Source organism: Hymenobacter seoulensis (genome assembly GCF_054780535.1).
In genome coordinates this window covers 238,247-263,196 of sequence record NZ_BAAGWD010000001.1, presented here as the reverse complement: position 1 = coordinate 263,196, position 24,950 = coordinate 238,247, and the positions used below count along the sequence as shown (strand labels likewise).

General features: G+C 55.6%; 24 protein-coding genes. 11 read left to right on the top strand and 13 right to left on the bottom strand.

The window, feature by feature from the left end; translation table 11 throughout:
- Nucleotides 1-78 precede the first annotated feature (78 nt).
- The 4 genes from hisB (at nt 79) to ACYVHC_RS01175 (ending at nt 3,978) form a co-directional block, all read left to right on the top strand.
- Nucleotides 79-1,191, top strand: coding sequence for a bifunctional histidinol-phosphatase/imidazoleglycerol-phosphate dehydratase HisB (hisB, locus tag ACYVHC_RS01190; RefSeq protein ID WP_460611832.1), 1,113 nt, complete (start codon nt 79-81; stop codon nt 1,189-1,191).
- A gap of 190 nt (nt 1,192-1,381) precedes the next feature.
- Nucleotides 1,382-1,975, top strand: a complete 594-nt coding sequence (hisH, locus tag ACYVHC_RS01185; RefSeq protein ID WP_460611831.1) for an imidazole glycerol phosphate synthase subunit HisH — start codon at nt 1,382-1,384, stop codon at nt 1,973-1,975.
- 82 nt (nt 1,976-2,057) lie between these two features.
- Nucleotides 2,058-2,480 carry a 1-(5-phosphoribosyl)-5-[(5-phosphoribosylamino)methylideneamino]imidazole-4-carboxamide isomerase gene (locus ACYVHC_RS01180; protein WP_460611830.1) on the top strand — a complete coding sequence of 141 codons (423 nt, stop codon included), beginning with the start codon at nt 2,058-2,060 and terminating at the stop codon, nt 2,478-2,480.
- Nucleotides 2,440-3,978 carry an ArnT family glycosyltransferase gene (locus ACYVHC_RS01175; protein ID WP_460611829.1) on the top strand — a complete coding sequence of 513 codons (1,539 nt, stop codon included), beginning with the start codon at nt 2,440-2,442 and terminating at the stop codon, nt 3,976-3,978. Before ACYVHC_RS01180 ends, ACYVHC_RS01175 begins: the two co-directional genes overlap by 41 nt.
- A gap of 154 nt (nt 3,979-4,132) precedes the next feature.
- Here ACYVHC_RS01175 and ACYVHC_RS01170 read toward each other — a convergent pair whose 3' ends face one another.
- The 6 genes from ACYVHC_RS01170 to ACYVHC_RS01145 all read right to left on the bottom strand — a co-directional run bounded on the left by ACYVHC_RS01170 (nt 4,133) and on the right by ACYVHC_RS01145 (nt 11,749).
- Nucleotides 4,133-5,179: a hypothetical protein gene (locus ACYVHC_RS01170; protein WP_460611828.1), complete on the bottom strand. Its 1,047-nt coding sequence runs from the start codon at nt 5,177-5,179 to the stop codon at nt 4,133-4,135.
- A 1,061-nt stretch (nt 5,180-6,240) separates the two neighbouring features.
- A complete protein-coding gene (locus ACYVHC_RS01165; protein ID WP_460611827.1) occupies nt 6,241-7,383 on the bottom strand; it encodes a tetratricopeptide repeat protein in 1,143 nt (380 codons plus the stop codon).
- An 85-nt stretch (nt 7,384-7,468) separates the two neighbouring features.
- Nucleotides 7,469-10,048, bottom strand: coding sequence for a DNA gyrase subunit A (gene gyrA, locus ACYVHC_RS01160; RefSeq protein ID WP_460611826.1), 2,580 nt, complete (start codon nt 10,046-10,048; stop codon nt 7,469-7,471).
- 127 nt (nt 10,049-10,175) lie between these two features.
- Complete coding sequence (locus tag ACYVHC_RS01155) at nt 10,176-10,418, bottom strand: hypothetical protein (protein WP_460611825.1); 243 nt, start codon at nt 10,416-10,418, stop codon at nt 10,176-10,178.
- A gap of 22 nt (nt 10,419-10,440) precedes the next feature.
- Nucleotides 10,441-11,121, bottom strand: a complete 681-nt coding sequence (locus tag ACYVHC_RS01150; RefSeq protein WP_460611824.1) for an HD domain-containing protein — start codon at nt 11,119-11,121, stop codon at nt 10,441-10,443.
- Nucleotides 11,122-11,188: 67 nt separating this feature from the next.
- The gene (locus tag ACYVHC_RS01145; protein ID WP_460611823.1) at nt 11,189-11,749 is read right to left on the bottom strand and encodes an RNA 2'-phosphotransferase; all 561 of its coding nucleotides are present in this window, start codon (nt 11,747-11,749) and stop codon (nt 11,189-11,191) included.
- A 150-nt stretch (nt 11,750-11,899) separates the two neighbouring features.
- On the opposite strand from ACYVHC_RS01145, the gene parS reads away from it, so the two are divergent.
- The 5 genes from parS (at nt 11,900) to ACYVHC_RS01120 (ending at nt 16,141) form a co-directional block, all read left to right on the top strand.
- Entirely contained in the window at nt 11,900-12,352 is a 453-nt protein-coding gene (parS, locus tag ACYVHC_RS01140) for a type II RES/Xre toxin-antitoxin system antitoxin (RefSeq protein ID WP_460611822.1), read from the top strand.
- Nucleotides 12,353-12,425: 73 nt separating this feature from the next.
- Nucleotides 12,426-12,887: an RES family NAD+ phosphorylase gene (locus ACYVHC_RS01135; RefSeq protein WP_460611821.1), complete on the top strand. Its 462-nt coding sequence runs from the start codon at nt 12,426-12,428 to the stop codon at nt 12,885-12,887.
- 188 nt (nt 12,888-13,075) lie between these two features.
- Entirely contained in the window at nt 13,076-14,524 is a 1,449-nt protein-coding gene (locus tag ACYVHC_RS01130; protein ID WP_460611820.1) for a L,D-transpeptidase family protein, read from the top strand.
- Between the two features lie 232 nt (nt 14,525-14,756).
- Nucleotides 14,757-15,329, top strand: coding sequence for a fasciclin domain-containing protein (locus tag ACYVHC_RS01125; RefSeq protein ID WP_460611819.1), 573 nt, complete (start codon nt 14,757-14,759; stop codon nt 15,327-15,329).
- A 167-nt stretch (nt 15,330-15,496) separates the two neighbouring features.
- The gene (locus tag ACYVHC_RS01120; RefSeq protein WP_460611818.1) at nt 15,497-16,141 is read left to right on the top strand and encodes a flavin reductase family protein; all 645 of its coding nucleotides are present in this window, start codon (nt 15,497-15,499) and stop codon (nt 16,139-16,141) included.
- A gap of 3 nt (nt 16,142-16,144) precedes the next feature.
- Here ACYVHC_RS01120 and ACYVHC_RS01115 read toward each other — a convergent pair whose 3' ends face one another.
- The 4 genes from ACYVHC_RS01115 to ACYVHC_RS01100 are packed head-to-tail and all read right to left on the bottom strand — an operon-like array spanning nt 16,145 to nt 20,729.
- On the bottom strand, nt 16,145-17,401 hold the full coding sequence (locus tag ACYVHC_RS01115; protein WP_460611817.1) for a sensor histidine kinase: 1,257 nt from the start codon (nt 17,399-17,401) through the stop codon (nt 16,145-16,147).
- Between the two features lie 12 nt (nt 17,402-17,413).
- The gene (locus tag ACYVHC_RS01110) at nt 17,414-17,860 is read right to left on the bottom strand and encodes a response regulator (protein ID WP_460611816.1); all 447 of its coding nucleotides are present in this window, start codon (nt 17,858-17,860) and stop codon (nt 17,414-17,416) included.
- On the bottom strand, nt 17,857-20,175 hold the full coding sequence (locus ACYVHC_RS01105) for an ATP-binding protein (protein ID WP_460611815.1): 2,319 nt from the start codon (nt 20,173-20,175) through the stop codon (nt 17,857-17,859). Before ACYVHC_RS01105 ends, ACYVHC_RS01110 begins: the two co-directional genes overlap by 4 nt.
- On the bottom strand, nt 20,157-20,729 hold the full coding sequence (locus tag ACYVHC_RS01100; protein ID WP_460611814.1) for a biliverdin-producing heme oxygenase: 573 nt from the start codon (nt 20,727-20,729) through the stop codon (nt 20,157-20,159). The genes ACYVHC_RS01105 and ACYVHC_RS01100 overlap by 19 nt, the downstream gene beginning before the upstream one ends.
- Before the next feature lie 179 nt (nt 20,730-20,908).
- Between ACYVHC_RS01100 and ACYVHC_RS01095 the strand changes: the two genes are divergently transcribed.
- On the top strand, nt 20,909-21,304 hold the full coding sequence (locus tag ACYVHC_RS01095; RefSeq protein ID WP_460611813.1) for a DUF4259 domain-containing protein: 396 nt from the start codon (nt 20,909-20,911) through the stop codon (nt 21,302-21,304).
- A gap of 101 nt (nt 21,305-21,405) precedes the next feature.
- On the opposite strand, the gene ACYVHC_RS01090 is transcribed toward ACYVHC_RS01095, so the two are convergent.
- The 3 genes from ACYVHC_RS01090 to pdxH form a co-directional block, all read right to left on the bottom strand.
- Nucleotides 21,406-22,017 (bottom strand): Maf family protein, encoded by a 612-nt coding sequence (locus ACYVHC_RS01090; protein ID WP_460611812.1) that lies wholly within the window; start codon nt 22,015-22,017, stop codon nt 21,406-21,408.
- Nucleotides 21,998-23,320: a DUF1015 domain-containing protein gene (locus ACYVHC_RS01085; protein WP_460611811.1), complete on the bottom strand. Its 1,323-nt coding sequence runs from the start codon at nt 23,318-23,320 to the stop codon at nt 21,998-22,000. The genes ACYVHC_RS01090 and ACYVHC_RS01085 overlap by 20 nt, the downstream gene beginning before the upstream one ends.
- 104 nt (nt 23,321-23,424) lie before the next feature.
- Nucleotides 23,425-24,075 carry a pyridoxine/pyridoxamine 5'-phosphate oxidase gene (pdxH, locus tag ACYVHC_RS01080; RefSeq protein WP_460611810.1) on the bottom strand — a complete coding sequence of 217 codons (651 nt, stop codon included), beginning with the start codon at nt 24,073-24,075 and terminating at the stop codon, nt 23,425-23,427.
- A gap of 267 nt (nt 24,076-24,342) precedes the next feature.
- Here pdxH and ACYVHC_RS01075 point away from each other — a divergent pair, with 267 nt between their 5' ends.
- Nucleotides 24,343-24,909, top strand: coding sequence for a YqgE/AlgH family protein (locus tag ACYVHC_RS01075; RefSeq protein WP_460611809.1), 567 nt, complete (start codon nt 24,343-24,345; stop codon nt 24,907-24,909).
- Nucleotides 24,910-24,950: the final 41 nt, after the last annotated feature.

Sequence of the window (24,950 nt, the reverse complement as noted above, 5' to 3'; positions counted from 1 at the left end):
GACTACGCACGCTGAATTAGCTGACCATATTAATTCATTCGACTTTCAGGCGCCTCGTAACGGGGGCGCTCTTACCTTATGAAAAAAGTTCTCTTCATTGACCGCGACGGGACTATCCTGATTGAGCCGCCCACGGATTTTCAGGTGGACGCACTCACGCGCGAAAAATTTCAGTTTGTCCCCGGCGCCATTACGGGCCTGGCCCGCATTGCCCGCGAGCTAGACTATGAGCTGGTCTTGGTCAGTAACCAGGATGGCCTGGGCACCGACAGTTTTCCGGAAGACACCTTCTGGCCCGCCCACACCATGATGCTGGACATCTTGCGCTCAGAAGGAGTGGAGTTTGTGCGCGAGCATATTGACCGGAGCTTCCCGCACGAGAACCTACCCAGCCGTAAGCCCGGCATCGGGATGCTGCAGCAGTACCTGGGCGACGGCAGCGGCTATGACTTGGCCAACTCCTTTGTTATCGGCGACCGATTGACCGATGTGGAGCTGGCGCAAAATTTGGGCTGCCAGTCAATCTTGATCCGGCCGGAAGGGGAGGATGAAGAACGGGCAGCGCTTATTACTACTAGCTGGGAAAAGATATACCAGTTTCTGCGGTTGCCCGCACGCACGGCCCTAGTACAACGCGACACCAACGAAACCAAGATCAGCATTGAGTTGAACCTTGATGGCAACGGCCGCCCCCAGATGCACACCGGTTTGGGCTTTTTCGACCACATGCTCGATCAGCTCAGCAAGCATTCCGGCGTCGATATGAAAATCACGGTGCAAGGTGATCTGCATATTGACGAGCATCACACCATCGAGGACACAGCCATTGCCCTGGGCGAAGCCTTCACGCAGGCTCTCGGCGACAAGCGTGGCCTGGCTCGCTACGGTTTCTTGTTGCCCATGGACGACGTGCTGGCCCAAGCCGCCATCGACTTTTCCGGCCGCCCCTGGATGGTGTGGGAGGCTGAGTTTAAGCGCGAGAAAATAGGGGATATGCCTACTGAAATGTTTTACCATTTCTTTAAAAGCTTCTCTGATGCGGCCCGCTGCAACCTCAACATTAAGGCGGAAGGGCAGAACGAACATCATAAGATTGAGGCCATCTTTAAAGCAGTAGCCAAGTCAATCAAGATGGCCTTGGTGCGTGATGCCGGCCGGATGGAGATACCAAGCACTAAGGGTATTTTGTAGATTATCCATATGTTTAAACAAATGGATAATCTACTGATCTAGCTCACATTGCCTTTTAAACAGTGAGTAGTTGCGCCCACACGTTTACTAGGCCTAGCACTGCCTCCAGCAGGCGATATGGAATAGCAAAGTGGTTATCCATTTGTTTACAACAATTGGATATATCAAATCTTAACCTCTGAATTCTCAAATGGAAATAGCCATTATTGATTACAAGGGCGGCAATGTACAGTCGGTGCTGTTTGCGCTGGAGCGCCTGGGGGTGCAAGCCACGCTGACCTCTGACCCCGAGGTAATCAAGCGCTCTGATAAGGTACTGTTCCCCGGTGAAGGGGAGGCTGCCTCGGCTATGCGGGAGCTACGGGCCCAGAACCTGGACCAGCTCCTGCCAACCCTCACGCAACCCTTCCTGGGTATTTGCCTGGGCATGCAGTTACTTGGTCGGCATACCGAAGAAGGTGGCGGCACCGACCTGCTCGGGATACTGCCCTTTGATGTAGTACGTTTCCCAAAGGCACCCGAGTACAAAGTGCCGCACATGGGCTGGAACAATTTGCAAGCGCTACGCTCGCCGCTGTTCGAAGGCCTGCAACCCGCCCAGGGCTATGTGTACTTCGTGCACAGCTACTATGCACCGGTTGGGGAATATACCATTGCCCAGGCTGAATACCCCGCGCCCTTTAGCGCCGCCGTTCAGCACCAAAACTTTTATGCGGTACAATTCCACACCGAGAAAAGCGGTCCGGTGGGTACCCGTATTCTGGAAAACTTTCTGAAGCTCTAGGCTTCCGAAGCAGCTACGGCCTAGTGGGGCCTAGCACATCCCTCGTCTGGTTTTACCAATTTTTTTTCAGCCTCCCTTACCCATGGAAATTATTCCCGCCATTGACCTGATTAATGGCCAGTGCGTGCGCCTCACCGAAGGCGACTTTGCCCAGCAAACCACTTATGACGCCGACCCGCTGGCCGTGGCGCAGCGCTTCGAGCAACATGGCGTAAAGCGGCTGCACCTCGTGGACCTGGATGGGGCTAGGGCCAAGCAACCCGTGAACCTGCCGGTGCTGGAGCGCATTGCCCGCCATACCAACTTGGTCATTGACTTTGGGGGCGGCCTGCAAAGTGAAGAAGCCGTGCGGCAGGCCTTTGATGCGGGAGCGCGCCAGATTACGGCCGGCAGCATTGCCGTGCGTGAGCCGGAATTGGTGGCGGGGTGGCTGCAGGCCTTCGGGGCCGAGCGCATTATTGTGGGTGCCGATTCCCACACTCAACGGGGAGCTACGGCTGGCTAAACCGCCGTTGCCTACCTGGTCGGTGGCGGCACTACAGCACCTAACCGGCCTTACTGAAAATCTGGGGTTACTACGGGTTCCGGCGGCGTTGGCTGCAAGTCTGCTGGTGTTCTTCTTTTGGGGCCTGGCCCGGGAGCTTACCCGTAATCGGCCTGAGGAGGCGCAAAGCCCTGGCCGAACCGCCTGGTTTGGGGCCCTAGTGCTAGCTAGTAGTCTTTTGGTTATTACGGTGGGCCGGGAAGGGCAGTGGGATATTTTTGCCACCAGTTTTATGGTGGGGGCTCTATGGCTCTTGGTTAAAGGCTGGCAGCAACCTGTAAATGGCCTGTTGCCACTGCTAGGGGCCGGCGTGCTGGCTGGGCTTTCTATTCTGAGCAAAGGCCCGGTGGCCGTGTATGCGGTGTTGTTTCCTTTTCTGCTAGGCTATCTGATTGGGCAGCCTGATCACCGTCGATTAGTTGCCCACCAACGCAGAAACACTGCTCTGGCGGTGGCTGTAGCTTTGGTGGTGGGGTTTGCCTGGCCGTTCTACATTTGGCTGCACGTGGCTCCGGCCGCTTTGCACGTGGCCCAAACCGAAATAAATTCCTGGAGCGAACGGCACGTCAAGCCACTCTGGTATTACTGGTCTTTCTTTGCCTTTACCGGGTTGTGGACCCTGGTGTGCCTAGCGTCGCTGGTGGTGCCTTATGCTCGCCGCCGAGCCAGCCGTTTTATTCCGTATGGGGTGGCGCTGGGGTGGCTGGTAGCTGGGTTAGTACTGCTGAGTCTGGTTCCTGAAAAGAAAGAGCGGTACATGCTTCCCCTGATGCCGGCCTTGGCTTTTCTCATTAGTGGCCTGCTTCGGTACTGGGAAAATCGCCCGCTGTCTCCCAACGACCGGCGGATTGTTCTAGCCTGGGGTAGCTTACTGGTGGTATTATTGGCGGGGCTGCCGGTGGCGTTGGCTATGGTCCATCTGCCGGGGCTTGAAGCCGGTTCTGTTCGTTTTGCGCTGGCCGTCGGTCTGTTCGGTCTCTTGGCCATCTGGGTAGTAGGGCGGGGGCTTCGCCGTCAGCAGCCGGTTGTGCTTGTGGCGGCTACATTGAGCGCTACGGCAGCTATACTGCTGCTATTAATGCCCATATATCCCATCTGGGAGGCGCGTAAAGATTATCCTGGCCTCCGCCACATGCGGGACGTTCGGAACCAACCAGCCCTTGCGCGCTTAGAATGGCGTAGTCTCGATGACTTACACGTCAAGCAGATATGGCTGGCTGGTCGTCCTATTCCTAGGTGGAAGCCTGATTTGGCATCTCTTGCTTCCCTGAGTGCTCCGGTGGTAGTATTTTCTCCGGGGCCCATTCAAGAACGGTTTCCACTAGGGTGGCAGCAGGTTGCAACCTTCACCCCGCTTGATACTTTCTATTTAGGTCGAGAAAAGGATTCGGGTTCTTGGTTCGTGTCACGGATAGATCCAATTAGAGGCAAATCAATAAAGCAATTAATCGCCAGGTAGTTAGAGGGCCTTTAGCTATTATCATATTTAACATAATAAGTAAACAACGGTGCATGTGGTGTTATCATACGATAGCCCCTGCCAATGAGACTCCGATTGCTCGAGGCTCGCTGGCAGGGGCTAACTGTATTTTATCTGAACGGTAAATAGGTGCTTACCTACTGAGTTGACGTTTTATCTTCTCCAATAAGATGTTCACAATAGCCAAGTCATCTAGGTCCTGAACTAACAGCTGTGTATCTATGCCGGGCCCATTAATCTGGATACTGTAGCTGGCTGTAGTAGCGGTAGCTGCAGGCGCACTATTGTAGACAGGGGAAGCAGCTACCGGCGGTGCCACGGCCGCGACGGCTGGAGTTTCCTTAGTGGGAAGGGGTGGTACAAGTGGAGCCGGTTCGCTAGGACTGGAGTGTGACGGTACAAAGACAGCCTCAGGGCCCGCCTTAGACGGCAGCCCAGTAGAAGCATGTGTAGGCTCTGCCTCTTCCAGATCGTCCGTATCGAGGCCGAATAAGCTTGATACAGCATCTGCTGCCCGCCCACCGGGTACAAGAGGTGTTGTAGAACTTATACTCTCATTAGGGCGCGTAGGTAGGGGCATAGGAGCAACGCCAGCAGATGCTATAGGGGCACTACTGGCACCTGCAGAAGCTGCCGCACCTGGCTGAAACATATTCAGGGGCATATCTGTGCTGGCTAGCTCACGCCGGGGTATCTGGGCCGCTAGTTGGTCAATATCAGCTATCACGTTGCGTTCATCAATGATGTCCGCCATACGGGCCCCATCCACGAAAGCCTTGGCAACACTCTGTGCATTGATTTCCTCCACACCAAACTCCCGAATCAGCATCACATCGAACATGTGAACTGGCAGCTCACGGTTGCGAAACTTTCTGCATATCTGGGTAAACAAGGGGGGATGAAGAAATGCCTCGCGATGGTAGATCTTTTCTTCCTGTTTATCATAGGCATGTTTAATGCGTCTGAACAGGTTTGTGGTGGTCAGGAACTCCCGCTTACTGGTAAGCAGCCCGAACTTGACGGCAGAGCCAATAATAGCTTTGAATGAACCACTAACCTTACGATTAAGCTTGCGAGCTGCGGTTTCAATGGCACACTTGCCTCCAGTATCATCTACTACTTCAGCTACTTCCCAAGCGCTTAGGTAAGAAGTACGGGGGTAGTCAATTGTCTTTGGCATAAAAGGAATTGAAGTATATGGTATACAAAGATAGTAAGGGTATTACAAAAATAAGTAGTATAAAGTATATATAAGTAGTATAAAGTATAAATTGGTATTACCTTTTATTACTTTTTATGCTATTTAATACTTATATAACCTTATTATCCTTAGCATTATCAATTTTTCAATCACCTATTTATTAATAATACCTTCTATCATAGGGGCGTCGGGGGGTGGTAGGTGACTATAATGCAGTCTAAATCCCCCAATTGGCTCGTGCTAGCACACTTCTTAGCCTTTCTTGCTAAGAAAGGCCTCGTGTTCATTGATTGTCTTATACAGGCTTATATCTAACATATAGCCCTGTCTAACATATAGCCCTGGCTTATCAGCAGATTATATTTTGATTCATCTGAGATTCATCTGATCAGTTACCTGCAATTGCTTAACGGGCCAAAAGGAGGGAAGCAACCCTTGCTATAACATCACACTATGTAACATAAGCTGCCAGAGACACTTCAGCTTTAAAAATAACCTGATGGTGCATACTAGTTGCATCAAATCCTTAGTTTATGGGACAGTTCTGTTTACACATACCTAATATCTTTTCACATCAGCTCTTACAAGCTTCAAGGAAAAATCAATCAGATAAGTCAACTGACGCAACACCCTGACGTTTCTGGAACTGGAGAAACAGAAAGCGCTTACCTGATATTGATTGATTACGTGGTGCGATTAAGCGAGCCGCCTGATTTTAGCCCAAGCGTTGTGGTGGGTAGCCGAAGAAGCTTTGGTAGCCTGAACGTTTGACAAAGTCTATTGAATGCTCTTTGCCCGTTCAAGACGAAAGGATTCTCTAACCTCCTAGATACCCCACAACACGACACGTTACTTTACTTAGACTCGACAGACACCGAACTATACTATAGGTGCGTGTGCGGCCTTCCATTTCTATTATCCGTTTGTCTTATAATTTATATTATGTTAAGTAGAGTTTTGTAAACATAGCCCAGACCTTTATTGTGCCTGGGCTATGCTATTATCTTACTCCCCTTCTTTAAATAAAGAAGCTAGTTCTACTACTTTTTCAGCGACTCAAGCTTTGCTGACATCTTTTCTGAATCCGCGGTGCGGCCAACTCGCAAGTACACCTTCTGCAAAGACGAGATAGTTGCCCGATCATCTGGCTGGGCTTGTAGTGCTTTCTCGAAGTAAGGCAACGCCTCCTGGAAATACTTCTTGCCATCAGCCTCGAACTTCTTGCCCGACTTCTGGTATTCGGCCAGGCTCATCTTGCTAGCCCGTGTGTACAAGTCAGCTGCCTTGTTGTAGTTGTATACGCCTAGGTTGAAGTTGGCATCAAAGTTCGCCGGATCTACTTCTACTGCTTTCTTGTACGCCTCAAGTGCCTTGGCCGGCTGCTTGTCCTGATCCAGAATCGAACCTTTAACAGCGTACAGGTTTGAGTTGGTGGGGTCAGCTGCAATAGCACGGTCAATCTTTTCCAGCGCTTCTTTGCCACGGCCTGAGCTAATATACATGTTCAGCTCTTCCAGCATAAAGCCTTTGTTGTTCGGATATGCGGCCAGCGCATCCTGCAACACTTTCATAGCCGCAGCATCGTCTTTTTCCTGACGAGCCATTTGCAGCAGACGACCATAAATCTGGGGCGACTTATAGCCTATGCCCTGAAGCTTGCTATACATCTCCTTGGCACCGGCGAAATCCTGCTTAGCCTCTGCAGCATACGCTGCATACAGATACGCCGTGGTGTCCTGTGGACGAATTTGCTGAGCCATTTTGTATGACTCAATGGCTTTGTCAAAGTCCTTACCGTTGTAGTTTTCCACACCGGCGTTCAGGGCTAGGCCATACAAGCCGTCCAACTTCTGGGTAGCCAACTTGCCATACTCGCCGTCTTTGCCGTCCAGTGACAACGCTTTAGAGTACGACTCGAAGGCTGTTTTGGTGCCTTCGCCAGCCGACAGGCTCTTGCCATAAATGGGGCTAGCAACCATGCCCTCATAGATTTCGCCGCGGGTATACCAGGTCTTGGCTTTGCCCTGCGTTTTCTCGTGCACAATGGCCTTGTCAATTTCTGTACGGGCCTTATCCAGCGTTCCTTGCTTTTGAAACAGAATGGCGTTGGTTACGGCTGAGTTCTGAGCCGACGCAGTGTGGAGCGCGGCGGCAGCTACTAGTGTCAAAATGGTCTTCTTCATGGGAGTTTTGCTGAAGATCATGCGTAAAGTGAAAGGAATTCCAACACAAACGGCAGAACTCTCAGTTGAGTTCTGCCGTCGCAAGTTAATTAGCGCTGATGGAATCCGGTGCCGTTAGGTCGCTTACGTCTGCATCTACTGCAGCGGCGCCTTCCACATCCGGGCTTCCGGTGGTCTCTAGGCCGTCTACCGGCTCAAGCTCCGAATCGATTACTTTTTCTTCCGCAGCCACCTTCGCTACCGATGAAATTTCGTCGCCATTGCTGATTTTCAGCAGTCGAACACCCTGAGTAGCCCGGCCAATGCTGCGCAGATCACTCATGCGCAGGCGAATCGTGATACCCGACTTATTGATAATCATCAGGTCGTCGGAATCGTTTACGGCCTTGATGCTTACCAGTTGGCCGGTTTTTTCGGTCAGCTTCATAGCCCGAACCCCTTTACCACCACGGTTGGTGATGCGGTATTCTTCCAAGGGGCTGCGCTTGCCGTAGCCATTCTCCGACACTACCAGCAGTTCGTCCTGGCTATCCTTATCAATGCAGACCATGCCAACAACCCGGTCGTTGCCTTCCTCGGCTAGCGTGATACCACGTACCCCGGCGGCCGTGCGGCCCATGGAACGCACTTTCTCTTCGGGAAAACGAACGGCTCGGCCCGAACGCAGGGCTAGTACCACCTCCGAGTTGCCATTCAGCAACTGCACGTCCAGCAGACGGTCGCCCTCGTTGATGGTAATAGCGTTGATACCGGCGGTACGAGGACGCGAATACGCTTCCAGCGGCGTTTTCTTCACCGTGCCCTGCTCGGTGCAGAACATCAGGAACGTATTGTCGAGGTAGTCTGGGTCGCGCAGGCCGCGCACGTTGAGTACGGAACGCACTTTGTCTTCGCGCGGAATCTCAATCAGGTTCTGGATGGGGCGGCCTTTGGTTGCCTTCCCTCCTTCTGGCACTTCGTACACTTTCAGCCAGAACACGCGGCCTAGTTCCGTGAAGAACAGCAAGTACTCGTGGGTAGTGGCCACAAACAGGTGCTCCGTGAAGTCATCCTGTTTAGAGGTAGCACCGCGGGCACCAACTCCTCCCCGACCTTGCGCCCGGTATTCGTCGAGGGCCGTACGCTTGATATAGCCTTCGCGGGAGATGGTAATCACCATGCTCTCATCGGCAATCATGTCCTCCATCGAGAAGTCGCCACCGGCGTACTCAATGGCGGTGCGGCGGGCATCGCCGTAGCGCTCCTTGATTTCGAGCAACTCATTGCGAATAATGTCGCGCTGCATCTCATCCGAAGCCAGAACAGCCTTCAGGTGGTCGATGAGGGCCATCAGCTCGTTGTATTCGGCCACAATCTTGTCGCGCTCCAGGCCGGTGAGGCGCTGCAGACGCATATCCAGAATAGCACGGGCCTGTACCTCACTCAGCGAGAAACGCTCGATAAGCTGTTGACGGGCTACCTCACCATCGCGCGAGCCGCGAATCAGAGCAATTACCTCATCCAGGTGGTCCAGTGCAATCAGCAGACCCTCCAGGATGTGGGCCCGCTTCTGGGCTTCCGCCAGCTCGTAGCGGGTCCGACGGATTACTACGTCGGCGCGGTGGTCTACGAAGTGATGAATGAGGTCCTTCAGGTTCAGGGTCATCGGACGACCTTTCACCAAGGCCACATTGTTCACCCCGAAGGAAGACTGCAGCTGGGTATACTTATACAGGTTGTTGAGCACAACCGTCGGCATGGCATCCCGCTTCAGGTCATATACCACGCGCATACCGTCACGGTCCGACTCGTCGCGCAAGTCGGCAATGCCTTCAATCTTCTTTTCGTTGATGAGGGCCGCCGTCTTTTCAATCATGTTCGCCTTATTCACCATGTAGGGAATTTCGGTTATCACGATTTGCTCCTTGCCGGTGGGCGTGGTTTCGAAGTGGGCTTTGGCGCGCATTACTACGCGGCCACGGCCGGTTTCGAAAGCTTGTTTTACTCCTTCGTAGCCATAGATGATACCTCCCGTGGGGAAGTCAGGAGCGGTAACGTGCTCCATCAGCTCGGCAATGGTAATATCGGGGTTGGCTAGGTAGGCAATGATGCCGTCAACTACCTCCGTGAGGTTGTGCGGCGCCATGTTGGTAGCCATACCCACGGCAATACCGGTGGTTCCGTTTACCAGCAGGTTCGGGAACTTGGCCGGCATGACTGATGGCTCCTCCAGGGAGTCATCGAAGTTAGGCTGGAAGTCAACGGTGTCCTTGTCCAGGTCGCCGAGCATTTCATCGGCCAGGCGCTTGAGGCGAGCCTCGGTGTAACGCATAGCTGCCGGCGAGTCGCCGTCGATGCTACCGAAGTTACCTTGGCCATCTACGAGGGGGTAGCGCAGGCTCCAGTCCTGGGCCATGCGCACCATGGTATCGTATACCGAGGAGTCGCCGTGGGGGTGATACTTACCGAGCACCTCCCCCACAATACGGGCGCTCTTTTTATAGGATTTGTTGTAGGATACGCCCAGCTCCGACATGCCGTAGAGCACGCGCCGGTGCACGGGTTTCAAACCGTCGCGCACATCGGGCAGAGCCCGGGAGATGATAACCGACATCGAATAGTCGATGTAGGCCCCACGCATCTCATCTTCAATGTTTATCGGAATGATCTTTTCGCCTTCCGCCATAGGGAGAATGTAGTCGGTCCGAAAGGTTCTATTAGAGGAGCTTTCGGACCCGTGAGAGTGAACTTGTTTAAGCTTGCAAGATACGCAAAAAATGCCGTTTTACCTAGCCAGAAACCCGATTCAAGGGTTACTTCAGGGTCTTGCTCCTGTCGTTCTGATGCTTGCCTGAACCCTGCTTGTGCACCTTGATTTTTTCGCCGATAGCGGGGTTCTGTTTCTTAAACCAGGGCTGCCCCCGGTACTTGGTACCATTGTGCAGATGCACCTTACGCGTGTGGCAGGAAGCCATCGGGCAGGTACGACAGGAAGCGGCTAGCACGAGCACCAGCAATGGCACCAGAAAGCGGAAAAACGGGAGGAGAAAACGCATGGGGTAAAGATAGGAATAGGAATTACTCCTGGGGCACATCCTGCCCATCCCACTCGCGCAAAAACTGCGTCAGGAACAGCTCCATAAAGGCATGGCGCTCCTCCGCCACCCGCAGCGCGGCGGGAGTATTCAGCCGCTCCAGCAGGTGCAGCAACTTCTCGTAGAAGTGGTTAATGGTGGGCGCCGTGTTTTGCTTGTAACTCTCAAAGGAAGCGTGCTGCAGGGGCGGCACAGTAGGGTCGTGCAGGGGGCGGCCCTTGTGTCCGCCATAGGCAAAGGCCCTGGCTACCCCAATGGCCCCAATGGCATCGAGCCGGTCGGCGTCCTGCACAAGCTCGCCCTCCAGGGTACTCATGGGAGTAGCTACGCCCAGGCCCTTAAAGCTGATTTCGCGGATAATGGCCTCCACGCGCTGAATAACTTCCTCCGGTGCTTGCTGGCTCTCCAGCCACTGCCGGGCGGCGAGCGGCCCGGCTTCTTCATCGCCACCGTGAAATTTCCAGTCGGCTACGTCATGCAGCAAGGCGCCCAGTTCCGTCACGAGCAGATCGGCTTGCGGGGTTTGCAGGGCTAGGGAACGAGCCACCTGCCACACCCGGCGGATATGCTCCCAATCGTGGCCGGAGCCTTCATGCAGGAATTTTTCGCGGATAAACTCCGCCGTGGCGGTAATAAGCAGGTCGGCAGCAACAGCAGTGGACATAGAAAAGCAGCTAAATACAGCCCCAAAAGTAAGTTGAAAATACAGGCCTACTAGGCCTTCGACGGGCTTAACCCTCCAGCGGCCGCAGAAACTCGGGTGGCACTTGGTCCGTCAGCCACACGCCGTTGCCTGACTTATAGAACACGGCCCCGGTGGCGTGTAGCCCCGCCGCATCTAGTACCAGCACCACGGGTGCTCCTCGCCTACTGCCTACCCGCTGGGCCGTGGCTACATCCGGAGATAAATGCACATGGTGGCGCTTCATTTTCAGCAGGCCTTGGGCCCATATGGCAGGTAGCGCCGAGGCCACAGTGCCGTGGTAGAGCACCGCCGGCGGCTCCTGCGGCTGCAACTCCAGATCAATCTCCTGGCTGTGGCCTTGTTGGGCCCGAATGCGAGTACCGGTTTCGTCAAAAGCAAACCGTTGCTTGTCGTTGGTGCGTACCACTTCCTCTAGTAGTTCCTGCGTTAGGAGCGGTCCAGTTCTTCTGTTGCTATTGGCGCCGGCCAGCAAATCAGCTACAGCCACCCATCCGCCGGAGTCTAATGTGAGGCCCAGCGCCTCGGGCGTATGCCGCAGATGCAGGCTCAGGAATTTGCTTAGCTGTACTCGTTCTTTATCGGTCATGTGAAACCTACTTATGGCCTGCTAAGGCAGGGTTTGGGGGAAATAAGAGGCTAGTAAGATAGGGCTCTGCTCCTACCTCACTGAATCATTTCATCGGGTTGTGTAGTTACTACGTATATTGCCTTCAAATGACGAGTAAAAAACACGCAAATGACAGTCGTTCGTAAAACTTCGGTGGCCAACATGGTGGACCTGATGGGCGGGCCGGCCGTAATTCCGCAGCTGGTGCGCAATGAAATGGATTTGCTGGCCGTCGCCATCAAGGGCATTTCGGTGCAGGCGGTGCGGGCGTTGCAACGGCATCTGGGCTTCTCTAATAAGGAAATGAGCGCCGTGCTGGGTATTTCAGAAAGCACCCTGGCTCGGCGCGAGCAAACCCAAAAGCCCCTGACTCTGGATGAGGGCGAAAAAGCCATTCAGCTCTCGGCGGTGCTGGTGAAGGGCATGGAGGTGTTTGAAGACGAAGAAGACCTGCATTTCTGGCTGAATTCGCCTATTCCGGCCCTTGGAGGGCAAAAACCCAAAAACCTGCTGCACTCCGTTATTGGCCGCGACCAGGTGCAGGATGTGCTGGGCCGCATTCAGCACGGTCATTTTTCGTAAGCTTTCCTGAGTACCGCCCGCGCCCAATCCGCTACGCCAGATTGGGCGCGGGCAGTGTATTTATCTTGATCTGATGCTCGTATATCGGCTCGGCAAAGCGCCCTACATTTCCGATACCTCCGGCCAGGGCGGACTCTACTACGGCGGGCGCTGGCACAACATTGGCTCCCAGATTCTCTACACCGCCGAACATCTGTCGTTAGCCAAGCTGGAGGTGCTGGCCAACTCGCCGGTGCTGCCCCGCAACTACTTTGCCCTCACGCTGGAGCTGCCCGACGCTACCCCATATCTACAGATAAACCCCTCTGATCTGCCCGTTAACTGGCAGCAGGTTCCTTACCCTTCGGAGCTGGCCGAAATCGGGCGGGCCTGGCTGGAAGAAGGCCGGTACTGGCTGATGCGCGTGCCCTCGGCCCATGCTCCCTCCGAGTGGAACTACCTGTTCAATCCGCTCCACCCCGACCACGCCCAGCTCCGGATCATAAGCCTGGAGCCCCATCCATTTGATGCCCGTTTGAAACAGGCAGGACCCTAGACCGCACACTTTACAGCAGTTAATTGCCTAGTAATCATAATTTTTGCGTAAATTATTCTACGCTTATTCATTGTCTGTCTTCGCGTTTTTCTATGCCGTAACCCATACTATCCGCTTTCCCGTCACTTCTTACCCCCACTCCCCCGATGGCCAGGTTAAGAAGCACCGTGCGGTCTGCCATTTTTGCTTTGCTGCTCCTCGCTGGCTGCGCCTTGTCGTTGGATGGGTATTCCAACAACAAGGGCGAGGACTCGTCGACGTCTCCAAGTAAGCCAACAGGCCCTCCTGCCCTGGCCCAAGCATCTTTGCGTGCCTTGCTGGCCCCGGCCCGGTATCAGCCCGAAGCTACTTACCAGCAACTAGGTCTTCGGTATGGGCAAGCCGTGAACGTGTTTTATGCCGAGCACGATTTCACTGCCCGCTGGATTCAGGAAGCAGGCTGGAACCAGGAGGCTATGCGGGCACTGGCCCTGCTGGGGCGAGCCGCCGAAGTGGGCCTTCCGCGCAGCCGCTACGCCTGGGACCAGCTCCTCACCTTGCCCGACTCCTTGCGGCTGGCGCCCTCGGCTAAGCTGCGCAACCAGCAACTGGCCCGTTTTGAGCTGCGGCTAACCGATGCGCTGCTGCGCTATAGCAGCCACCTGCGGCAAGGCTACCTCCAGCCCCATTCGCTTACCCCCGCGGTTCAGCCCGATTCCCTGGTGGCTCGGCAGGCCGCCAACGCGCTGCACGAGGCGCTGCTCACTCCCGATTTTGAAGCTATGCTGTTGCGTGCTCAGCCCGCGTCTCGCCGCTACCGGCTGCTGCAAACAAGCTGGACCAAAGCTTTACGTACTTCCCCCACCGACTCGGCTCGCCTGATGCAGGATACCGTGGCGGGATTCCGGCAAGTGGCGCTTAACCTGGAACGCCTGCGCTGGGAAGCACCCATCGACTCGGAATACATTATGGTAAATATTCCGGCCTACCGCCTCCAGGTGATGCGCCACGAGCAGGTAGTGCAAACGCATAAGGTAATTGTGGGGGAGCCTGAGTGGCCCACACCGCTGGTTAGCAGCCGCTTGCTGGTGTTTGTGACGGCACCAGAATGGCGCGTGCCCTACAGCATTGCGGTGCGGGAGTTTCTGCCGGAGCTCCAGCGTGACCCCAGCTACCTCTACGACAACCACTACCGCCTCTACGATGGCCGCAACCGCCTTATCAATCCGTGGCGGGTAAACTGGCAGAAAATGACGCCGGAGAAGTTCTCCTACGCCATTCGCCAACGAGCAGGCTCGTTCAATGCCTTGGGCAACGTGGTGTTCTATTTTCCCAACGAACATTCCGTATTTCTGCACGATACGCCGGCGCGCACGGCATTTACTAGGGCCGATAGGGCGCTAAGCCACGGCTGTGTGCGAGTAGAAAACCCCGTAAAGCTGGCAGAGTACCTGTTGCGCCGCGAAGGCCGCCTTCCCGACCTGGCCACCATGCACGCCAGCATCCGAAACCGCGAGAAGCACCGGTTTGACCTGCAACGCCCGCTGCGCATTTACCTGCGCTACTACACCTGCGAAACCGACAACGGCCGCCTAAACTTCCTGCCCGATATATATAACCTTGATGCCCCCCTGGCCGCGGCCCTGTTCGAGCAATAAACGCAGCTGGATAACCTCTGCTAAACCAATACTTAATTTAATTTTCAGGTGGTTATTTATAAAATAAGCATACGACCAGTTAACCCATTTTTGATTATCAGCCAGCGAATTAATTGATTATAGTTCCTGAGTAAGTAAAAATATTTTAACTGCCCTAAATCCGATGAGGAGTTAGGGGGCGTAAGTGCCGGCAAATAGTTTCATTGCTCACCTAGCCTCCCTTACTTCATCCATGAAAAAGTCCCTGCTTTCCCTCGCCTTCGTTGCCGTATTCGGCGCGGCTTCTGCTACTTCTGCTTCGGCCCAGGCCATGCTCACGGCTGGTACGGTATCCGTTGGCGGCGAGGCAATGTACCCCAACAAAAACATTGTTGAAAACGCGGTGAAGTCGAAAGACCACACTACCCTGGTAGCCGCCGTAAAGGCCGCTGGTCTGGTAGAAACGCTGCAAGGCAAAGGCCCTTTCACCGTGTTTGCCCCTACCAATGCCGCCTTTAACGCACTACCTGCCGGTACTGTGGAAACCCTGGTGAAGCCCGAGAACAAAGCCACGCTCACCAAAATCCTGACCTACCACGTGGTAGCCGGCAACATGACTGCCGAGAAGATTATGGCCGCCATTAAGGCCGGCAAAGGCACCGCTACCCTGAAGACGGTGAGCGGCGGCACGCTGAAGGCAATGATGAACGGCCCGAAAAACGTAGTGCTGCAAGATGAGAAAGGTGGTATTTCTACTATCTCAACGTATGATGTAACGCAAAGCAATGGTGTAATTCACGTAATTGACAGCGTATTGATGCCTTAATCGGCTGAGATAATTAGTATTATACTTAAAAAAGCACCGTTGGCTTATTTAGCTGACGGTGTTTTTTATGTTAATGGGTGAATTATTTTTTTAGTTTACATAATTAGTTGACAGACATTTTGCCGGGTTACTGGTTGTAGCATTTCACTACCCCCAACAAGCCAGCAATGCCCCACTTTACTGCCGCCGATGTAGCCAACCTGGAAAAGGTGTACCGCCTGAATTTGATCAACGCCGTCACGGGCTTTAAGTCGGCAAATCTGCTAGGCACCTACAATGCGGAAGGGCAAACCAATCTGGCTATTATTAGCTCGGTGGTGCACCTGGGGTCGAATCCGGCGCTACTCGGGCTGGTGATGCGGCCGCCATCGGTACCGCGTCACTCCTACGACAACATTCGAGCGACTGGCTACTATACCCTCAACCATGTGCACGCGGGCATCATGAAGCAGGCCCACCTGACCTCGGCCAATTTTGCGCGCGAGGTATCAGAATTTGAGGCCTGCGGCCTTACCCCGGCCTACCACGATGGATTTCTGGCTCCGTACGTGCAGGAAAGCAAGCTACGGCTGGGCCTGAAGCTGGTACAGGAAGTACCCATTGAAGTGAACGGGACGGTGTTGTTTATCGGCAGCGTAGAGCACTTGTACCTGCCCGAAGGGGTAGTGCGCACCGATGGCTCCCTGGATCTGGCTGGGGCCGAAACCGTTTGTCTTAGCGGCCTTGATACGTATTATACGGCCACGCCAGTAGGGCGCTACGGTTATGCCCGGCCCAATCAGCCCTTGCCGGAGCTGCCCCTAACCGAGTAGTTTTCAGCTTTGCAGATACAGGTGAAAGGTGGTACCGGTGTTGGTTTCGCTTTCCACCTCAATGCGGCCGCCTTGCGCCTGCACCAGCCGATTCACCAGAAACAAGCCCACGCCCGTACCTTCGCCGGCCTGCGGATGAAACCGCCGAAACAGCTGGAATAGCTCCTTACCGTATCGCTCTAGGTCAAGCCCCAAACCATTATCCTGAATACTTAGCACGGGCTGCCCATGTACTAGGCCCGAGCATACCTGAAGCCGCAATGCCCGCTCCGGATGCCGGTATTTCAGGGCGTTGCTGATCAGATTGAGCAGAATGGTGCGCAGGTTGCTCCGGATATACGATACCTCGGGCAATGCCTCAAAATGGGTGGTTACGTTGGCTTGGGCAGCTAGCAACTCAGGACGTAACGACTGCAGCACCTCGGTAGTGAGGCTAGCCAGGTCTACCCGCTCGGTGTGCTGGTCGCTGGGCAGGCGGCCTTCCTGCACAACGGCGGCCAAATCGGTAATAGTGGTGGTGATGCTGCGCAAGGAGTCATCTACTAGCCGCAGCAGCAGCTCTTCTTCGGGGTCATCAAACTTAGCCGAGCGGCGCAGCTCCTCAAACAACCCACGCAGGTTATGAATGGGCTGGCGCAAATCATGCGAGGCCGCGTACACAAAGTTATCCAGGTCGGCGTTGGTGCGAGCTAATTGCTGGTTGGTGGTATCCAGCTTCTGGTTATGCGCTTGTATTTCCTCATTAGCCGCCTGTAGCTGCCCATTGGCGTGCTGAATCTGCTGGCGGGTTTCGGTTAGGGCCGCCAACGATTCGCGCAGCTGCTGATTTACCTGCTGCAGCTGCTGGTGGTGCTGGGCTACGTGCTGGCGCCACTCATTTTTTTCAATGGCATGCACTACCGTTTTGTACAGTAGCTCCCGATCAAATTGCTGCTTTACTAGGTAATCAAGCGCCCCCCCGTTAAGTACGCGCACAGCCAGGGTTTCGCTACCCCCGCCGGTAATCATAACCACACACAGCGTATCAGGCGGGGTAAGCTGTTGCAGCTCCGCTAGTACGGCCAGGCCATCGGTGTCCAGCAGGTTGTAATCCAGCAACACACAATCAGGCCGCACTGACTGAAACAAGGCTAGCCCTTCTTCGCCGGAAGTGGCTTCCTGAATGATAAACTGCTCGGAGCTGCCTGGTTGACGCTTCAGAAAGCGTTTGTACAGTTCTCGGTCCTGCTCATTATCATCGATGAGTAAGATCTTTTTCACGCCTGAAACCTTCTATCGAGTAATGGGCAATTCAACTGTTTCCAGCCAGTACCGAATAACCAACCGCACTTTTTCCTCCAGCATGGCATATTCTACCGGTTTGGTTAAGTAACTGTTAGCCCCTAACCGGTAGCACTCGTCAATATCGTTCGCATTGGAGGAAGTGCTGAAGATAATGACGGGAATGGAATGCAACCGCGGGTCGTGCTTGAGGATTCCGAGCACGGTGCGTCCATCGGTGCCCGGCATGTTCAGATCCAGCAGAATAATGGCGGGCAACACCTGGGGCCACGATGGGTGCTTGCCATACCCCTGCAGGTATTCCAGAGCCTGGTCGCCGTCTTCGCAGCGCAGCACCGGATTCTGCAGCGCATTTTTCCGGAAGGCCCGGCCTAGGGCCGTAAAGTCCTCCAGGCTATCTTCCACCACAAGAATGGGCGTTAAGGGGGCAGCAATCATAGGTGTTTGGAAATCGAAAAGTAGAAGGTAGCGCCTTGGCCTGGTACGGACTCTACCCAGATTTCACCAAAGTGCTTTTCAATCATTTTTTTGGCAATTGCCAGGCCAGCTCCGGTCCCGCCCCCGAATTTTTCTTGGCTGTGCAGGCGTTTGAATATTTTAAAGATGGTTTCGTGGTGCTTGGCGTCGATGCCAATACCTTGGTCGCGCACGAAAAACACAACATACTCTTCCGGAGCGCCTGTTCCCTGAGGCCCCCGAGCCGTAGGTGGGGCCACGCCCACCGTTACTTGTTTGCTAGCCTGCGTGCTGTAGCGCATGGCATTGGTGAGCAGGTTGTTGAGCACCTCCCGCAGGCGCGTTCCATCGCCCCGAATAATGGGGAGTGGCTGCAGCACTTCCACTTTCGTTTCGGTCTGCTCTAGCCGGGGTGAGAGTAGGTCCAGCACTTCGCTGACCAACAGGTTCATATCAACTTCCTCTACCTGCAAATCTTGCCGGCCTAGGCGCGAGAGCTGGAGCAACGACTCAATCAGGGCTTCCATGCGCTGGCTGAGCCGCACCAGAGTCTGGAGCTTCTGGACCCCATCGGCATCCAACTGGTCGGCATAATCTTCCAGCAGAAAGATGGAATAATTGTGAATGCCGCGCAGGGGCTCTTTCAGATCGTGCGAGGCCACGTAGGCAAAGGAATCGAGCTCATCGTTGCTGCGCTCCAGCTCCGCATTCAGGCGGCTCAGGCTTAGGGCGCGTGCTTGTAGCTCATTAAATACCTTTAGGCGGATATCGGAAATGTGCAGGCGGATTTCCTTGGCCGCTTCAATTTCCATGGGTTTCCAGGCTGCCGCCGTGCTTTCTACTAGCTCCTTCCACGACTCAAACGACTGGCGGGGCGAAAGAAACAATTGCCCGTCGGCCAACTTCTGCAGCTTGTCGTTTTTGCCCGCCCAGGTCACGGTCTGAATCATCTCGGGCCGAAACCAGAAAATGTAGTCGCCGGGGGCTTCCTGGGAAAGCGTAATGGCCAGAATGCCGCTGGCCGACGCCCGAATTTCAAGGCCGGCCGGGTTATGACGCACGTAGGAATTGGTGTAAAACACCTCTTGCTGCACGTGTTGCTGCAGCCACTGCGTCAGCTCCTGAATCTGGGCCTTGGTGGGAGTAGTACCCAGCGTGATGATGTCCTGCTCAAAGCAAATAGCCGCTCCGCCACAATCAAACACATCCAGCAGCGTAGGACTGTGCTGGTACAGGCCTTCGATGAAATTGGCGTGAGTAGTTACTTGCTCCAGCAACCGCACCTGAGTTTCGCGGATGTGGAGTTGGTAGGCCTGCTCATCGTGCTGCTCTTTGGAGCCAAGCAGCGCCGAGAAAGTTTTGCCCACAAACTGGCACAAGTCGCGCAGTTCGTAGCTCACCAGCATCGGCGACTGGTGGTGGCAGGTAATCATGCCCCACAGCTTGCCGCCCTGAATCAGGGAAATCGTCATGGTGGCCGCTGAGCCCATGTTGTGCAGGTACTCCAAGTGAATGGGCGACACGCTGCGCAGCACGGCATAGGTCATGTCGGGCGGGCGATTTTTGGTCGGGTTTAGCGTTGGCACCAGCTTAGCTGGCACGTAGGAAGCATCCGGAATAAAGCGCAGCCAGTTTTTCAGGTACATGGCCCGGGCTTGCTGCGGAATATCGGTGGCGGGGTAATGCAGGCCTAGCCAAGGCTCTAAGTCCTCGCGCTTGGCTTCGGCAACAATTTCTCCGCTTTCGTCGGCTGCAAACCGGTAGATAGCTACCCGGTCGAAGCCGGTAATACCGCGCACTTCCTCCACGGCGTGCTGGCAGAATTCGAGCACAGTGGTTGCGGCCAGCATCTGCCCTAGGGCGGCATTCAGAAACGGTAGATCCAGAGCGGGCGGGCTGTTTTCTGCTACGGGCTCAAACTCGGCCCACAGCAGCCCGTCGTAGCGGTGCAAAATCAGCTTGTAGAAAGGCTGGCCCGGCACTGCTTCCAGGCGGGTACCGAGCAACTTGGCGGCTTCGGTAAGGGTAGGAAGTACCTGCTCTACCTCAGCTAGCCGGGTTGGCCCTAGCAACCGGTCGAGGCCGGTGCCAATCAGCTCTTCTGCCGGAATGCCGATGAGCGCCTGCGTGTTTTCGCTGGCCTGCACCACGCGCTGGGTTTGCTCATCCAGGCACAGCAAAAAGCCATAGGGCTGAATGGAACCCGGAATGTGTATGGGCTCCCGGTCGCAGTTAGTCAGCGTGATGGGCGCACCCAACAGGCTTTCATCGGTAATAGCTAAGCCTGGTTTATCCACGCGTGTAGTTTTTGAAAAGTAAGTCGGGCGGAGGCGACGATTTCGTCTTCATTCTCCGGACCGGCAGCTTGCTCCAATAAGAGACAGAATGATTTCCAGAGCAAACCGGTTCGCTCTGCCCGGCCGGTAAAATACGTACGATACGGAATGTGGGCCTTGGCCAGCTGCCGCGCAATCACCTGCCCACCCAGCGAGGAGCCTTCCATTACGTACATGGCGCCTAACAGTTGAGCTTGCGTGTGCAAAGGCGGCATATCTGGGCAAAGAGGCAATAAGGCCACTGCACCATCCGGCGCCAAATCCTGGAGTAGCCACTGCACCCGGTAGCGGTCGGCTAGCTGCCATTCGGCTGGTAATCCATGCTGGCGCAATACCGCCTCGTAGGGCGCCAGAAACCCGTAGAGCTTGGTGAGGAAATGGAGGGTAGCCGCCTCCGTAACTGTGTTAGCGGCCAGAGCCTGGTTGAATTCATTTTGTTCCAGCGCCTCGTGGTAAGGCCGGGTTTCATGGCGCAACCGCTGCAATACGGTTGGTACTTCGGGGGCAATGGACATGTTCCTTAATTCCGTTTTGGGCATCAGAACTACGAAATACGTTAATATCAGTGGTAGCAGCACGGAAACCACCCGTTTATTGCTGTTCAGCTGCTGGGGAAAAGGGCACTTGGCCCTTGCACCAACCAGTAACTCTGGTAAGGCACCTATCTTTGGGGCTACTCCTGATGTGACAAGATATGGCAACGAATAGCTTGCAGAATTTAGACCTCGACGACGCAGCCGATTTTCTCGCTGAGTTTGAGGATGACCCGAGTGAAGTGCTTCTGCTGGAAGCGCTGGTATCAGCAGCCGAAGAAGATGGCTATCTGGAACTCGACACGGCGGCACCGGCCCTGGCTGCTGCAGAAGTAGTGGCGGCCTACCTGGGCGCGCCCGCTCCCGGCTTTCCACCGGCGCTGCTCGCCCTCACCGATGAGCTGGATGTAAGCGACGAAGACGAGCTGATTGACCTGGCACAACGCGCGGTTCAGGCAGTAGCCAAAAAATCGGAACTGCTGGAGCTGTACCAAGAAGCCGGACAAGAAGCCGAGTGGCAGGCCGTGCAGCAGGATTTGCTGAAGCGACTAGCATAACAACGGTTCAGCGAACTAAACACCCTAGTACAAGCGCGCCGGGCGCCCAACCCTTCTTCATGGGCGGCGCCCGGCGCGCTTGTACTAGGGTGCCTGTGGGTTTAAACCCCTACGGCACCAAGCTTTTCCAACTCTTCCCATACGCGGTGCACAGGCAGGCCCATTACATTGAAGTACGAGCCTTCCAGCCGCGTGACGGCTACCATGCCAATCCAATCCTGAGCGCCATATGCCCCGGCTTTGTCAAGGGGGCTATAGTTGGCTACGTAGTGCTCAATTTCCGCAGAGCTTAATGCACGAAAATGCACCCGCGTTTGGTCGGAGAACACCACGCGGCGGCCGTCGCCGTGCAGCAGGCACACGCCCGTGAACACGTCGTGGGCGCGGCCCTGCAAGCGGGTCAGCATCTGTACTGCTTCGGCCGCATCGGCGGGTTTGTTGAGCACATCATCTTCCAGGCACACAATGGTATCGGCTGTAATAACCAACTCATCGGGGGCTAGGTCAGGAGCGTAAGCAGCGGCTTTATGGGCGGCTAGGTATTCGGCCACTTCGGCGCGGACCAAATGCGGTGGGAAGCTTTCATCTACCTCGCGCAGCCGCACCTCGTAGCGCAACCCCAAATCCAGCAGCAGTTGGCGACGGCGCGGCGAATTGGAGGCCAGCACCAGCCTAGGGGCGCCGGTAGCAGGTTTAGGAGCGGAATGCAGCATAAAAAGGCGAAAGGTTTTCTTCGTCGCGGATACTGCTGAACAGAAAGCCGCCGATGGTTTTGGGGTAGAAAAAGGTGGATTTCGGCGGCATCACGGCGCCGGAGTGGCACACGCGCTCTACTTCCTCCATGGTTACTTCATTGGTTATCAGAGCGGCCCGGGCTTCTCCGCGGTCAACCCTAGACAGGCACTCCGGAAAGTTGCGCACATAGGCCACTCCGGGCCACTGCCTCTGCTCTTCAGGCCCCACAATACCCAGGGCTTTTTCGAGCACAAAGTAGTGTAGCACCGTTAGGTCCAGGTTTTTAACCTCCGGGGTGGTGGGCCAGTCTAGCAGGGTGTGGGCTTCAGGCCGCAGCCGGATTTTATACACCTGCCCTTCGCCCAAATACAGACCAAACGCCCACGGCTTGCCGGCAATACGCTCCGGCAGGTCATACGGGTCATCAAGGGGTAGCAAGGTGAAGTAGGGTTCCAGACGCGCTAGCAGCTCCTCGGAGGTAAGCCCATTGGGCAGCTCCAGCACCAGCCGATGCGTGGGCAAAATCCGCAAATCATCGGCGGCGGCATTCGTGAGGTACATCAGATGGAAGTTCCAGATTTCCTGGCCCGTGTACGCCGCTCCGGCGGCCATACGCCGCGCCTGCCGGTACGCCAGAGAGCCCTCGTAGCGGTGGTGCCCATCGGCCAGAATCACCTGCCTAGCCCCCACCAGTTCCTGAAACCGCCGGATGATGTGCACATCCTGAATTACGGCCAACACGTCGCGGGCGCCCTGATAATCCTCTTCCGTCTGGTAAAGCGGGTCCTGCATGGCCTCATCCATATAGCGCTCCAGCTCAAACTCCTCGTCGCGGTACAGGCCGTGGGTGGCGCTGGTTTGAAACTCAGTGCGGGCTAGTAGCTCGGCGCGGTCGTTTACGGAGGAGGGTAGCGTGTTTTCGTGGCGCAGCACCTGATTTTCGGTCCAGTCGGTGGCCCGGATGTGGCACATGAACCCTTTGCGGCAGTATTCGCGGGTGCTGCCCGGCAGCCGGAAATACTGGTAGTACACGTAGATTCCGGGTAGCTCATCCTGCACCAGCACGCCCTGCTGCTGCCACTCCTGCAACCGCACTAACGCCTCGCCGGCTGGGTCCTCGCCCCGCGGCACCGACAAATGAATGCTGTTGAGGGGGTTACGGTATAGCGCTTCCCGCTGCTTCTGCGACACGACATCAAACAAAGGCGACACGTACGCATCAATCTGCCGGCTTAGTTCGGCGTTATAGCGCCAGCCGCGCACGGGTTGAATTTCAGCCAACTTTTTCTTGGGTGAGGGGATGATACATGCAATATAGGGCTGGCATCGAGCAAGCACCTAGTAGCCGCTTGCCTCGCTTGGGTTTGCGGCCGGGTTAGGAAGCCTCAGGGGGCTAGGCGGCTCAGGCGCCACTGCTGGCCTACGCGCTCATACACAATCCGGTCGTGGAGGCGCGAGGGGCGGCCCTGCCAAAACTCCACCCGCTGGGGCAGCAGCACATAGCCGCCCCAGTGTGCCGGGCGCGGCAGCACCTCTTGGCCTTCAAAGCGCTGCTCCAGTTCCTGCTCGCGCTGTTCCAGCTCCTCCCGGCTCCGGATGGGCTGGCTCTGCGGCGAGGCCCAAGCCCCAATCTGGCTGGCCCGGGGCCGGCTCTGGAAGTACTCCGTCGATACTGATTCCGGCGCCTTTTCTACCCGGCCTTCCACGCGCACCTGCCGCTCCAGCCCAGGCCAAAAAAAGGTTAGCGCTGCCAATGGGCTAGTAGCCAGCTCCTGCCCTTTGCGAGAATCATAGTTGGTGTAAAATAGAAAGCCTTCGTCATTCGGCAGCCCTTTCAGCAGCACTATGCGGGCGGCGGGCTGGCCGGCCTCGTTTACGGTAGCCAGCGTCATGGCCGTAGGCTCGTCCAGCTGCGCGCCAATGGCCTCATCGAGCCAAGCCCGAAACTGGCGTACGGCATCCGGAAGCACGGCGTCTTCCGTGAGAGTGCGCTGGGAATACGTCTGGCGCAGGGCCGCCAGTTGCGGATCAGTCATAAGTCAAGTAATAAAGAGCTGGGAAAGCAGCAACCTGAATGCAACAACTACCAAAGCCAGGCGGTTTTTCAGGCCGGCCCACGGGCTTGTGCATCATAATTCCGATGCAAGGTAGCACAATGCAGGCGGCTCGCGGAACCTCTGGCCCCCTTACCAGCGTACTCTTAGCACCAAGCCCAGGCTGCAACAGTCGGAATCTTTTCCGTACTTACTAATAGTGCGCCCGACCTCCTCCCATTTGTCTTCACCCATCAACCCCCGCTCCCGATGCCCCGTCTTCGTCCCGGTAGCCTATTGATTTCTCAGCCATTTCTGGGTGATCCTAATTTTGAGCGCACAGTCGTGTTGTTATGCAGCCATTCCGATGAGGAAGGCTCGTTCGGCCTGGTTCTCAACCGCCCAGCTTCCCTGCAACTCGGCGATGTGCTAGAGCTGCCCGGGGGCCAAACCCTGCCCGCCGCGCACGTTCCGCTCGGCATTGGCGGCCCCGTGCAGGCCGATACCCTGCACTACCTTCATATGCAGCCTGATCTGCCCCAAGCTGTAGACCTCGGCCACGATGTGTACTGGGGCGGCGACTTCCGGCAGTTGCTGGAGCAGCTCATTTCCGGCCGCACCGAGCCTGATACCATCCGTTTGTACGTGGGCTATTCCGGCTGGACTGCTGGGCAACTGGCGGAGGAGGTGCGGGAAAATGTCTGGATTGTGCACCCCAATGCTGCCGATAAAGTATTTACTTTGGATACTGATGCCTTTTGGCAGTCTATCCTGCGGGAAAAAGGCGGCCGCTACCGTGTGCTGTCCAATTATCCCACCGACCCCCGCCTAAATTAAGCGCATATCACCCACCCCACCGTTTGTGGGGGTTTCCTGCT